This window comes from Geobacillus sp. Manikaran-105, assembly GCF_002809955.1.
Taxonomy (GTDB): Bacteria; Bacillota; Bacilli; order Bacillales; family Anoxybacillaceae; genus Geobacillus; species Geobacillus thermophilus.
Map to the genome: position 1 here is coordinate 55,379 of NZ_PIJG01000003.1, position 13,071 is coordinate 68,449.

11 protein-coding genes and 1 CRISPR repeat array are annotated in these 13,071 nt (G+C 52.8%); all 11 genes read left to right on the plus strand.

From position 1 onward, the window contains the following. Positions 1–254 precede the first annotated feature (254 nt). Positions 255–1,442: an iron-containing alcohol dehydrogenase gene (locus CV945_RS01730; RefSeq protein ID WP_100659014.1), complete on the plus strand. Its 1,188-nt coding sequence runs from the start codon at positions 255–257 to the stop codon at positions 1,440–1,442. 201 nt (positions 1,443–1,643) lie between these two features. Continuing rightward, positions 1,644–3,107 carry a CoA-acylating methylmalonate-semialdehyde dehydrogenase gene (locus CV945_RS01735; protein ID WP_100659015.1) on the plus strand — a complete coding sequence of 488 codons (1,464 nt, stop codon included), beginning with the start codon at positions 1,644–1,646 and terminating at the stop codon, positions 3,105–3,107. A 120-nt stretch (positions 3,108–3,227) separates the two neighbouring features. Then, positions 3,228–3,524: a UPF0175 family protein gene (locus tag CV945_RS01740; RefSeq protein WP_011231436.1), complete on the plus strand. Its 297-nt coding sequence runs from the start codon at positions 3,228–3,230 to the stop codon at positions 3,522–3,524. Next, positions 3,517–4,020 carry a PIN domain-containing protein gene (locus tag CV945_RS01745; RefSeq protein ID WP_044743587.1) on the plus strand — a complete coding sequence of 168 codons (504 nt, stop codon included), beginning with the start codon at positions 3,517–3,519 and terminating at the stop codon, positions 4,018–4,020. The genes CV945_RS01740 and CV945_RS01745 overlap by 8 nt, the downstream gene beginning before the upstream one ends. Positions 4,021–4,158: 138 nt before the next feature. After that, a complete protein-coding gene (locus CV945_RS01750; RefSeq protein ID WP_100659016.1) occupies positions 4,159–5,610 on the plus strand; it encodes a PTS mannitol transporter subunit IIBC in 1,452 nt (483 codons plus the stop codon). A 275-nt stretch (positions 5,611–5,885) separates the two neighbouring features. Next, entirely contained in the window at positions 5,886–7,976 is a 2,091-nt protein-coding gene (locus CV945_RS01760; RefSeq protein ID WP_100659017.1) for a BglG family transcription antiterminator, read from the plus strand. 5 nt (positions 7,977–7,981) lie between these two features. Further along, entirely contained in the window at positions 7,982–8,425 is a 444-nt protein-coding gene (locus CV945_RS01765) for a PTS mannitol transporter subunit IIA (protein WP_100659018.1), read from the plus strand. Continuing rightward, on the plus strand, positions 8,425–9,585 hold the full coding sequence (locus tag CV945_RS01770) for a mannitol-1-phosphate 5-dehydrogenase (RefSeq protein ID WP_100659019.1): 1,161 nt from the start codon (positions 8,425–8,427) through the stop codon (positions 9,583–9,585). The genes CV945_RS01765 and CV945_RS01770 overlap by 1 nt, the downstream gene beginning before the upstream one ends. Positions 9,586–9,765: 180 nt before the next feature. Beyond that, positions 9,766–10,130: a CRISPR direct-repeat array (repeat unit 30 nt; unit sequence GTTTTTATCGTACCTATGAGGGATTGAAAC). 100 nt (positions 10,131–10,230) lie between these two features. Then, positions 10,231–11,160: an Rpn family recombination-promoting nuclease/putative transposase gene (locus CV945_RS01775; protein WP_100659020.1), complete on the plus strand. Its 930-nt coding sequence runs from the start codon at positions 10,231–10,233 to the stop codon at positions 11,158–11,160. A gap of 362 nt (positions 11,161–11,522) precedes the next feature. Then, positions 11,523–12,563 carry a Bug family tripartite tricarboxylate transporter substrate binding protein gene (locus CV945_RS01780; protein ID WP_100659021.1) on the plus strand — a complete coding sequence of 347 codons (1,041 nt, stop codon included), beginning with the start codon at positions 11,523–11,525 and terminating at the stop codon, positions 12,561–12,563. 52 nt (positions 12,564–12,615) lie between these two features. Then, positions 12,616–13,071 (plus strand): tripartite tricarboxylate transporter TctB family protein, encoded by a 456-nt coding sequence (locus CV945_RS01785; RefSeq protein WP_015375035.1) that lies wholly within the window; start codon positions 12,616–12,618, stop codon positions 13,069–13,071.

The window sequence follows — 13,071 nt, forward strand, 5'->3', positions numbered from 1 at the left end:
TTTTTTCATTGTTGGCTGCCAAGGAGCGGGAGAATGCGGCGGACCTTTTGGATTGCACCGACACGTTGGGAGCTCCAGGCGGGTGAGGATAAAAGTGTCTGGGAAATGTCTGGAATGTGCGGTGGATGTCGGGAAAGTGTCTGTTAACGCTCGGGAATAGACAACGGTTTTTCCTGCTGTTTGTGCTTTTTTTCGTTGGCACGAAACTTGCTTATAGATGATCGTGAAACCGCTGCCAAAAAGGGGGAGAAAAGGTGTACGAGTTGCTCATGCCAAGCCGGGTGGTGTATGGACGCGGAACGTTGGGGGAGGTGGGCCAACAGGCGAAGGCATTTGGGACAAAAGCGCTCATCGTCAGCGACCCGGTGATGGAAAACATCGGGGTGGTTGCCCGCTGCGCGCAATATTTGCAAGAAGCAGGGCTGCCGTTTGTGAAGTATACAGGAGTCGACAGCGAGCCGACGGATGTGCATGTGAAAGAGGCGCTTGACGTCTGCCGGAGCGAGCGGTGCGATGTCGTCATCGCCATCGGCGGCGGCAGCAGCATTGACGCCGCCAAGGCGGTCGCCGTCATGATGACAAATGAAGGGGAGATTGGCGATTATGTCGGCAATCAGAAACGGTTTGTCAAAAAGCCGCTTCCGCTCATTGCCATTCCGACGACGGCCGGAACGGGTTCGGAAGTGACGAAAGTAACGGTCATTATCAATACGAAGACGGATGTCAAAATGATGATTTCTCAACCGGCGTTGCTTCCAGCCGTGGCGATCGTCGACCCGTTGCTCACGGTTTCGTGCCCGCCGTCCGTCACCGCGGCCACGGGCGTCGACGCCCTCTGCCATGCGATCGAGGCGTACATTTCCCGACGCGCCCACCCGGTGACCGATGCGCTGGCGCTCTCTGCCATCGAAGCGATCGTCGGTCATTTGCGCCGGGCGTATGAAAACGGTCAAGACATCGAAGCGCGGGAAAAAATGGCGATCGCCGCCATGAAAGCCGGCATGGCGTTTTCCAACGCCTCGGTGACGCTTGTGCACGGCATGTCGCGGCCGATCGGCGCGCTTTTCCACGTGCCGCACGGCGTATCGAACGCGATGTTGCTGCCGGGGGTGCTGGAGTTTACAAAAGACAGCGCTATCGAACGATTGGCGGTGATCGCCCGAATCATCAAGCCGCCGCTCAAAGACGTTTCCGATACGGAAGCAGCTGAGGCGCTTGTTGAAGAAGTGAAACAGCTTTGCCGCGATTTGCGCATTCCGAATATGAAAACGTGGGGCATCGACAAAGCGGCGTTTGACAAAGCGGTTGATAAAATGGCGGCCGATGCGCTCGCGAGCGGCAGTCCAAGCAACAATCCGAAAGTGCCGACCCATGAGGAAATCGTCGCCTTGTACCATTATTGTTATGACTATCAGTACGACACCAAAACCGTAAGTTCGTAAATGAGTCCGACGGCTGGGATGGCGATTGCAGGACGCATGACAGCGACCAGCAGCAAACGGACAGCAAAGAATGCCGCTTTTTGGAAGCGTTCAGCCCGCCGGCCGTTTCCGCGAAAGGAAGCGCTCGTCGATCATCCATAGCCCTTGTGTGCGTTCATGAACCAATCTTTTGAAAGATCGACTAGAAAGGTGGTTTCATCCATGAGTTCCGTGACCGAAACGAAAACATTGAAAAATTTTATCGGCGGCCAATGGGTCGCATCAACATCCGGAAAAGAAGAAATCGTGCCGAACCCGGCGACAGGAGAAGTGCTGGCGAAAGTGCCGCTCTCTTCGCGCGAGGAGCTTGATGCGGCGGTGGCGGCTGCGAAAGAAGCGTTCCGCGAATGGCGCAAAGTGCCCGTTCCGCGCCGCGCCCGCATTTTGTTCCGCTATCAGCAGCTTCTTGTCGAGCATTGGGAGGAGCTTGCCCGCCTTGTGACATTGGAAAACGGCAAAGTGTACGAAGACGCATACGGCGAAGTGCAGCGCGGTATTGAGTGCGTCGAATTTGCGGCGGGAATTCCGACGCTTATGATGGGCCAACAGCTGCCGGATATCGCGACCGGCATCGAATCGGGCATGTACCGCTACCCGCTTGGCGTTGTTGCCGGCATTACGCCGTTTAACTTCCCGATGATGGTGCCGTGCTGGATGTTTCCGCTTGCCATCGCCTGCGGCAATACGTTCGTGCTGAAGCCGTCCGAGCGGACGCCGATGCTCGCCAACCGTTTGGCAGAGCTGTTCACCGAAGCCGGCCTGCCGGCAGGGGTGCTCAATATCGTCCACGGAGCGCACGAGGTGGTCAACGGCATCCTGGAGCATAAAGACATTAAAGCCGTCTCGTTCGTCGGCTCGCAGCCGGTCGCCGAATATGTGTACAAAACAGCCGCCGCTCACGGCAAGCGCGTTCAGGCGCTCGCCGGCGCGAAAAACCATTCGATCGTCATGCCGGACGCCGACCTCGACATGGCGGTGACGAACATCATCAACGCCGCGTTCGGTTCGGCAGGTGAGCGGTGCATGGCATGCTCCGTTGTCGTTGCTGTGGGCGATATCGCTGATGAGCTAGTGAGACGGCTCAAAGAAGCCGCTGACCGCATCCAAATCGGCAACGGGCTCGACCAAGGCGTCTTTTTAGGCCCGGTCATCCGCGAGTCGCATAAAGAGCGGACGATCAAATACATCGAAATCGGCGAAAAAGAGGGGGCGCTCCTTGTCCGCGACGGCCGCCGCGACTCGGCGACAAGCGGAAAAGGGTACTTCATCGGCCCGACGATTTTCGACCATGTCAAACCGGGCATGACGATTTGGACGGATGAAATTTTCGCCCCGGTTCTGTCCGTCGTCCGCGCCCGCGACTTGGACGAAGCGATTGAGATCGCCAACCGGTCGGAATTCGCCAACGGCGCTTGCATCTACACGGACAGCGCCAAAGCGATCCGCCAGTTCCGTGAAGAAATCGATGCCGGCATGCTTGGTGTCAACGTCGCTGTCCCGGCGCCGATGGCGTTCTTCCCGTTCTCGGGCTACAAAAACTCGTTCTATGGCGACCTCCACGCCAACGGCCGCGACGGCGTCGAGTTTTATACGAGAAAGAAAATGGTGACGGCGAGATATGAATAGGAAAACAATGAAGCAGCCCGCTTGGATTCGGGCTGCTTTTTTATCACCTCACACTGAGTCGTGACGGCATTCAAAAGGCGCGAAGTGTGATAGAATAAAATAAAAAAGGGTGTGAGTTCAATGGCCATGGACTACTTTCAGGTGAACTTGCCGAAAGAGTTTTTGCCCGCCATTAATGAATTGGAAGGCAACACAGTTGAGGCAAAAATAAAGCTTTCATTGGCGATTGGTTTGTTTGTTGGAAAACAGGTGACGCTGGCGAAAGCGGCTGAATTGGCAGGAAAATCCTTAGGGGAATTTATCGATGTATTGCGTTCGAAGGCGATTCCTTGGATGGAATATACGGAGGAACACATCAAAGATGATTGGGACACGGTGCAAAAATTGAGCAAAGAAAATAGGGATCACAATGAGTAGGGTTACGGTCAATTCTACACCGATTATAGGTCTGTCGATCGTTGGTCAATTGACTCTTTTGTCTGAACTATTTGATGAAGTATATGTTCCGGAAGCTGTCTATCAAGAAATTGTTCATCACCATGCCCCACGCCATTATGGAAAAGAGGAGCTCAAACGATTGGTCAGCGAGGGGGTGTTTAGGCTATACCATGTAAAAAATCGCAGCCTTGTTGAAAGTTTATATGGAAAATTCCATGCCGGGGAGTTAGAAGTTATTATTGGAGCGAAAGAACTTGGTGCTCAAGTCGTTGTGATGGATGAGCATGCTGCCAGATCATTGTCGAAACAATTCCTTTTACGGCCTATCGGTACAATCGGAGTTTTGATTCTGGGAAAGAAAAACAGGAAAATAGCGGAAGTCAAGCCGCTGTTAGACACTTTGCTTGAAAATGGATTTTATCTCTCCCAACGTCTCTATCGAGAGGCGTTGTCGTTGGCAGAAGAAACGCTGTAACCCCGCCCGCCGCGCGGGGTTTTCTTTTTTAACCCCTGTCAACAACCCCCTTGACAAAATCGCGTTTACTTCTCATTGAAGGCCGGTTGTAAGCGTTTTAAGATAAAGGTACAGTCAAGCAAAAGGAGGAGCGACGTTATGACGCATACAACCGGAAACGAAACAGGCTTCCGCGTGAAGATTCAGCGGTTTGGCAGTTATTTGAGCGGCATGATTATGCCGAATATCGGGGCGTTTATCGCCTGGGGGCTGATTACCGCCCTATTTATCCCGACGGGCTGGTGGCCGAACGAGACGTTTGCCAAGCTCGTCGGGCCAATGATTACGTATTTGTTACCGCTGTTGATTGGCTATACGGGCGGCAAAATGGTGTATGACGTCCGCGGCGGCGTTGTCGGGGCGACGGCGACGATGGGAGTCATCGTCGGTTCGGACATTCCGATGTTTTTAGGCGCGATGATCATGGGGCCGCTTGGCGGTTATGTGATCAAAAAAGTGGATGGATTGTTCCAAGGGAAAGTGAAGCAAGGATTTGAGATGCTTGTCAACAACTTCTCAGCCGGGATTATCGGCGGCGTGTTGACGCTGCTCGCCTTTAAAGGAGTCGGCCCGGTCATCTCGCTCATCAGCAAAACATTAGCAGCGGGAGTGGAAAAAATCATTGACTGGCATTTGTTGCCGCTGGCGAACTTGTTCATCGAGCCAGGGAAAGTGCTGTTCTTGAACAATGCGATCAACCACGGCATTTTAAGCCCGCTTGGCGTCGAGCAGGCGGCGAAAACGGGAAAATCGATCTTGTTCCTGCTCGAGACGAACCCAGGTCCAGGACTTGGCATTTTGCTCGCGTATTGGCTGTTTGGCAAGGGGATGGTGAAACAGTCGGCACCAGGGGCTGTGATTATCCACTTCTTAGGCGGGATTCATGAAATTTACTTCCCATACATTCTCATGCGTCCGGTCTTGATTTTAGCGGCGATGGCGGGCGGCGTGAGTGGGGTGTTCACGTTTACCATCCTCAACGCCGGGCTGGTGGCGGTGCCGTCGCCGGGAAGCATTTTCGCCTTGCTGGCGATGACGCCAAAAGGGAATTACTTTGGCGTGCTAGCCGGCGTGTTCGTCGCCGCAGCGGTATCGTTCCTCGTCGCGTCGGTGTTCTTGAAATCGGCGAAACTAAAGGAAGGGGAAGAAGATTTAGCGAAAGCGGCGGAAAAAATGCAACAGTTAAAAGGGAAACAAAGCCAAGTGGCGGCCGCGTTGCAGCAACAAGAGAAAGCGGCAGCAGCGGTGGCGGAACAGGCCGTCCCTGTGCGGGTGAAAAAAATTGTCTTTGCGTGTGACGCGGGAATGGGCTCAAGCGCGATGGGAGCGTCGATTTTGCGCAACAAAGTGCAAAAAGCCGGGCTCGATATCGAAGTGACGAACACGGCGATCAACCAGCTTCCGGAAGACGCCGACATCGTCGTCACCCACCAAAACTTAACCGACCGTGCAAAAGCAAAATTGCCGAACGCCTACCACGTATCGGTCGAAAACTTCTTAAACAGCCCGAAGTACGATGAGTTGATTGAACAATTGAAAAAGAACGCGTAAATCGGCATGAAACGCAGGGGAAATGGCGTTCCCCCTGCGTTTTGTTTTACGGCAGCCTGCTGTTTCGAGTCGGTTTTCCGGCCAGCAGGGTTGGTTTTGGCGCCGAAAAAGGAATCATGAATGTGAAATTAAAAACTGTCAACAATAACAATGACGAAAATGAAACATCTCTTCATTGTCAAATCAAGAAAAAAGCCCTTACAATAAGAGATGAAGAACCGATTGGCCAATTTAAACCTGTCAACAATACGACCGAAGATGGGAGGTGAACGGCGATGTACGTATCGGCACGGGAGCGGAAGCTGCTTGAGCGTTTGTTGGCAAGCGACCGTGATTTGACCGTCGGCGAACTGGCCGAGGAGCTGAATGTCAGCGCCCGTACGGTTCACCGCGATTTGCAAGGGCTCGAATCGGTGTTGCGTCGTTACGGGCTGGAGTTGGTGAAAAAGGCAGGAGTCGGCGTTCGGCTCATCGGAAGGGAAGAAAACAAACAGGCGCTGGCCACAGAGCTGCTCCGTCTTTCCCATCATGAATATACACCGGAAGAGCGGCAGCTCATGATTTTAATCGCCCTGTTGGAAGCGGCCGAGCCGGTGAAACTTGTTTCATTGGCGAACGACTTGAATGTGACGGTGGCGACCGTCAGCTTTGATTTGGACAAATTGGAACAAACAATCGAGACGTATGGACTTTCGCTCATCCGCAAGCGTGGATACGGGGTGGAACTGGCCGGTTCAGAATCGGCGAAACGGCGCTTGATGAGCGATTTGTTGTTCCGCCATGTTGATGAACACGAATTTTTGGCATTGATGAAAGAGACGATCCAAAAACGAGCGGACGCTCCGCTTGACACCGTGGCGGAGAAGCTGCTCGGGCTTGTGGACAGAAAAAAGCTCGCCATCATTGAGCAGCAAATCGAGCAAGTGAAAGAAACGCTCCCGTTTACGATGGCCGATAGCTCGTACATCGCCTTTGTCGTCCATTTGGCTCTAGCGATCGAGCGCATCAAGCGGGGAGAAGCGATCCACTTCGATCCGCGGGATTTGCAGACGCTTCAAGCGACGAACGAATACGAAATCGCTCGCGTGCTCGCCGAATCGTTGGAAAAAGTCTTTGGCGTTGCCATCCCCAGCGAGGAGATCGGCTATATGACGATGCACTTGATGGGAGCGAAATGGCGCAGCCGCCAAGGGACGATGATGGAGGAGGCAAGTTTGGCGGTTGGCATGAAAGCGCAGCAACTCATCCGCTTTGTCAGCCGCGAACTTGGCGTCGATTTGTCCGCCGACCGCACGCTGTATGAAGATTTGGTCGTCCACTTGAAGCCAGCCCTGTACCGCTTGGAGCACGGGATGGGGGTATCCAATCCGCTGCTTGAGCAAATTAAGCGGGACTATGCGGAGCTGTTCGCCATTGTCGCAGAAGGGGCAAAGCAACTGTTTGGCAACGTCCCGATGCCTGAGGAGGAGATCGGCTATTTAGTGCTCCATTTTGCCTCCGCGCTCATGCGGGAGAGAAAAGGGTGGCGGGTGCTCGTCATTTGTTCGAGCGGGCTTGGGACGGCGAAAATTTTAGCGACGAGGCTGAAAAAAGAGATTCCGGACATTGTTTCGCTGGAACAAGCGTCCGTGTTTGAATGGAAAGAGAAAGATGCAAGCGCGTATGACCTTGTCGTCTCGACCGTGCCGCTGGCCGATGAAGGCGGCCCATATTTCACCGTCAGCCCGATGTTGACGGAAGAGGAAGCGCGGGCAATCCGTGAATTTTTAGAGCGAAAATCAGCCGCTGAAAAGCGGATGAGGAAAGAGTCAATCGCACAGAGAAACAGGCCAGCGCTCGAGGCGATGAAGGCGGTCCGGCGCATCAGCGAGACGATCGTCCACCTGTTGGACGGTTTTTCCCTCGAGGTGGTCAAGGGGCGCTCTGTTCATGAACTATTGGCGGACGCGTGCCGCCGTCTTGAACGAAGTGGCGTCATCGTCGATGCCGATGTCGTCATCGAGGAGCTGCGGCGCCGCGAGTCGCTTGGCGGGCTTGGCGTCCCTGGCACGACGCTGGCGCTTTACCACGCTCGAAGCTTCGCTGTCCTTCGTCCATCTCTGACGATGTACCGACTTGATGCGCCGCAAACGGTGCCCGGCATGGACGGGGAGCCGATGGAGATCAACACGGTTGTGTTGCTGCTTGGGCCATCAGATGCCGATAAGGAGATGCTCGCTGTATTAAGCGAGGTCAGCTCCTTGCTGGTGAAAGATGAGCAAAGCCTTGCCGTTTTGACGCATGGCGGCGAGGAAGAAGTGTATTCACTTGTCAGCGCCCATTTGGAGCAATTTTTTGATCATTACTGGACATCAATGAAGGAGTGAAAACGATGGTAACCCATTCGATTTTAAACAAAGAAAACATTGTGCTCAATGCGCAACCAAAAACGAAAGAAGAGGCGATCCGCCTTGCTGGCGAGGTGTTGGTCAAGCAAGGATATGTCGCCCCGGCATATGTTGATGCGATGCTTGAGCGGGAAGAACTGACATCAACGTATATCGGCAACAATGTCGCCATTCCGCACGGAACGGAAGCAGCCAAAGCGCTCGTGAAACAGTCCGGCATTTCGATCGTGCAAGTCCCGGGCGGCGTCGATTTTGGCGGCGGCAATACGGCTCTGATCGTGATCGGCATTGCCGGCAAAGACGGGGAGCATTTGGATATTCTGTCAAAACTGGCGCTCGTCTGTGCGGAAGCGGACAATGTCGAAGCGATGGCGAACGCCAAAACAGAAGAAGACATTCTTGCGCTGCTCCATGAGGTGAACGGCTGATGCAGGCGGTTCATTTTGGCGCTGGCAACATCGGCCGCGGCTTTATCGGCAGCTTGCTGGCAGCGTCGGGATATAAGGTCGTTTTTGTCGATGTCAACGAACAAATCGTCCGCCTGCTCAAGGAGCGGGGGGAGTATCGCGTCATTGTCGCCGGCGAGCAGCGAGAAGAACAATGGGTGCGCGGCGTCTCGGCGTTGAACAGCCAAACAGAGCGGGAGCAAGTCATCGCGGCGATCGCCGCCGCTGATTTGGTCACGACCGCCGTCGGCCCGCACATTTTGCCGGCCATCGCCCCGGTCATCGCCGCCGGGCTCAAGCAGCGGCTGGCCGCCCGGCAAGCTCCGCTTCATGTCATTGCGTGCGAAAATATGATCGGCGGCACGGAGACGTTGAAGCAGCACGTGTTTGCCCATCTTTCCGAAGCCGAACAACAGCTGGCGGGCGAGTCGGTCGGCTTTCTCAACTGCGCGGTTGACCGCATCGTGCCAAACCAAACGAACGATGATCCGCTGGCGGTGACGGTCGAGCCGTTTTTCGAATGGGCGATTGAAACGCGCAACGTCATCGGCGCGGTTCCGCCGATTCAAGGAGCGCATTTTGTCGCTGACTTAGGGCCGTATATTGAACGAAAGTTATTTACTGTCAACACCGGCCATGCCCTTGCCGCCTACTTAGGCTACCTCAAGCAATACGAAACCGTGCAAGACGCGATGAAAGACAGCGCCATTGGGGCGGATGTCGAACAGGCGCTCAGCGAATCCGGAGCGGTGTTGGTGAAAAAGCACGGTTGGAAGGCAGATGAGCACCGCGCGTATATCGAGACGACGATCGGGCGCTTCATGAACCCGGCGCTGTCCGACGACATCATCCGTGTCGCCCGCTCGCCGATCCGCAAACTTGGGCCGAACGACCGCCTCGTCGCGCCAGCCGTGCAATATTGCGCCTTATTCGGCAACGTCCCGCACGGCTTGGCTAAAGGAATCGCCGCCCTCCTGCGGTTCGATGACGACCGCGACGTGGAAGCCGCCGCCCTTCAACAAACAATCGCCCAACATGGAATCGAAGGCGCGCTTCGGCAATACGCGGGGCTTGAAAGTGGGCACCCGCTCGTGGCGGCGGTGAAGGACGAGTACGGAAGAATGGAGAAAAACAAAAACTGACCGTCTTGCAAATGTCGTCGACCTCCAATCGTGCAAAAATCCCGGGGGATCGACGACAATGTTTTTTTGCGTCAAAATCCTACAACCAACACGGCTCGACAGTATTGACAGAATTTTTGAAACGTGATATTCTGAAAACAGTCAAAAGGGGAAAAGCTTGATTTTATGCGAATGGTTTGGGTTTTTATCGTACCTATGAGGGATTGAAACTTCAATACGTCGTTTTGCAACGTTACGCGATCAATGAGTTTTTATCGTACCTATGAGGGATTGAAACTCCCTTCAAACGAAAAAGTTTTTACATCTTGGCCAAAGTTTTTATCGTACCTATGAGGGATTGAAACATGTCGAACATAAATTATTTTGTCCCGGTTGGACAAAGTTTTTATCGTACCTATGAGGGATTGAAACCTGCGGGTCTGATCGCTGGGCTGTCATTTGCTTTTGTGTTTTTATCGTACCTATGAGGGATTGAAACATCTGTTCAACAGTTAAATCACGTGGTACAGGAATACGTTTTTATCGTACCTGTGGGGGACTGAAGCGCTATACAGTACGGTACAACTTTTTCTGTCCCCGATGCAGGATTTTCACCCCCTGCTTGCGAATGGATAGAATTGAACACGTTCAAAGAGGGGTGATCGAATGGCCATTGACCATGACCGATTGTTCAAAGAGCTGATTCAAACGTTCTTCGAAGAGTTTCTTCTCCTCTTTTTTCCCGACATGCATGAACACATTGATTTCAGCCATTTGTCCTTTCTGTCCGAAGAACTGTTTACCGATGTCACGGCAGGTGAAAAATACCGCGTCGATCTATTAGTCGAGACGAAGCTGAAAGGGGAGGATGGGCTGATCATCGTTCATGTGGAGAATCAAAGCTACGTGCAACCATCGTTTCCAGAGCGCATGTTTATCTATTTCAGCCGTTTGTTTGAAAAATACCGCACCCGCATCGTTCCGATCGCTGTCTTCAGCCATGACACCCTCCGCGAAGAACCGTCCGTGTTCTCAATCGAGTTTCCCTTTGGCGACGTGCTGCAGTTTCGCTTTTTCCCGGTGGAGTTGCGCAAGAAACATTGGAGAGACTATATCCGGCATGACAATCCGATTGCGGCTGCCCTCCTTGGCAAAATGGGGTATACTGAAAGTGAGAAAATTGAGTTGAAAAAAGAGTTTTTGCGCATGTTGGTGCGATTGGAGCTGGATGAAGCGAGGCAGCGGCTGCTCTTGGGCTTTTTTGAAACATATGTGAAGCTGTCGGAGGAGGAAGAGCAACAACTGCAAAGAGAGGTGAGGGCGATGGAAACGAAAGAAAAAGAGCAAGTGTTGGAGCTGATCATTTCCTATGAGCAAAAGGGAAGGAAACAGGGGTTGGAAGAAGGGATCAAACGAGGGATTGAACAAGGGATCAAACAGGGAATGAAACAAGGAATGAAGCAAGGAATGAAGCAAGGAATGAAACAACTGATCCGCAACATGGCGCGCAAAGGAATGAAGGTGGAAGATATTGCTCGGTTGGTGGATCTTCCAGAGCAAGATGTTTGGGAATTGCTTGAAGAGCAGGGAAATTAAACACAAGAGGCGGCTATCTAACGAGGACGGTTGGCGGTGGCAAAAGAGGTAGAGGAAATCACTGATTCGTAAGTGATCGATTGTAGAAAACGGATGATCGTCCGGTCACATGAAAGAGGAGGAACAAAAATCAGAAAGTATGTACCGTGCCAACGTTTTATGTACCGTCGGCCTTGAAGGCTGGCGGTCTTTTTTTGCTTTGAGACTCCAGCGTTCCGCTAGGTGCTTGATATCAGGTCTGATTATACCTCCATGAACAAAATGCACAAAATTCATTTTATTTTCAAAAACTTCACGTTCACCCTGGGGCATGGTAAGGTTGAGTTTGAAAACGTTATCAAAAACAAGGGGGCAAGGGAGAAATGAAGAAAACGAAATGGTGGGGATTGCTCGCCGCAGGGATGATGACACTGGCTTTGGCGGCCTGTGGGGGCAATGAATCGGCGGGGTCGAAATCGTCCGGTTCAAACTCTGGCTCATCGGCCTCAAACTATCCGACGAAGCCGATTACGATTGTTGCTCCGTCTGGGGCGGGCGGCGGTTGGGATTTAACGGCCCGCGCGGTCATGAAAGTGTTGGATGAGACAGGGCTTGTCAAACAGACCATGACGGTCGAAAACAAACCGGGCGGCGGCGGGGCAGTCTTTATGGCCGAATACGCTACCCAGGATGTGAAAAACGATTACAAACTATTTGTCAACTCCCCGCCAATTATTATCAACAACTTGAAAAAAGAAGGGAACAGCCCGTTCGGCTACAAAGACACGACCCCGCTCGCCCAGTTGACGAAAGACTTTGGCGCGATTGTGGTTAAAGCCGATTCAAAGTTTCAAACGTTGACCGACTTGCTGAACGCCATTAAACAAAATCCGAAATCCGTCACCATTGCCGGAGGGTCGGCGCCAGGGTCGATGGACCACTTAGTGGCGATTTTGCCGATCTATAAGTCGGGCATCGATCCAAAATCAGTCAAGTATGTTTCGTACGATGGCGGCGGAGAAGCGATGGCGGCGCTGCTTGGCGGCAATGCGGATGTGATTGCGACGGATGCGTCTTCGGTTGGCGAATATTTGAAAGCCGGCAAAGTGCGGGTGCTGGCGGTTTCCGCTCCTGAACGCCTCGGCGGAGTGCTGAAAGACGTGCCGACGATGAAAGAGCTTGGCGTTGATGCCGAGTTTACGATTTGGCGCGGCGTGTTCGGGCCGAAGGAAATGTCTTCGGAAGCAAAAGCGTTTTGGGAAGAAACATTGAAAAAGTTGTCTGAACACGAGAAGTGGAAAGAAGAACTGCAAAAACAAGGCTGGGCGGCGGAATATCGCAATTCGGACGAATTTACGAAGTTTTTGCAAGAGCAGGAGCAGCAAGTCGGCGACCTGCTGAAGTCGCTTGGGATGCATAAATAACTCGAGGGGGAAGAGCATTCTTCCCCTTTTTCCAAAAGCGGGAGGGAAAGCGATGAACAAAACGGCTGACCGGATCGCGGCGGTGGCGTTTTTGGCTGTGGGCGCTTTGTTTATGGTGGAAAGTTTGCGCATATCGAAAAGCGCCTACGGCAGCGCTGTCGGGCCGAACGTGTTTCCGTTTTTGCTTGGACTTGTGTTGGTTTTATTAAGCATAAAACTGCTGTTTGAGACAAGAAATTATTCAGGCGCAACAGGGGAGAAACTGCCGCGGCAATATAAAAAGTTTCTTGTCATTTTCATCGCCGCCATTTTCTATGCGGCGTTGCTTGAAACGGTTGGATATGTGATCACGACATTTCTCTTTCTTGTCATCGGCTTTCAAACGATGGAAAAAGGGGCGCTGTGGAAATCGATCGCCATTGCGGCTGGTTTTTCGTTAGGCGTATATGGCCTTTATGTGAAACTGTTGCAAGGAACATTGCCAAGCTGGCCGATTTGGTTCCAATGA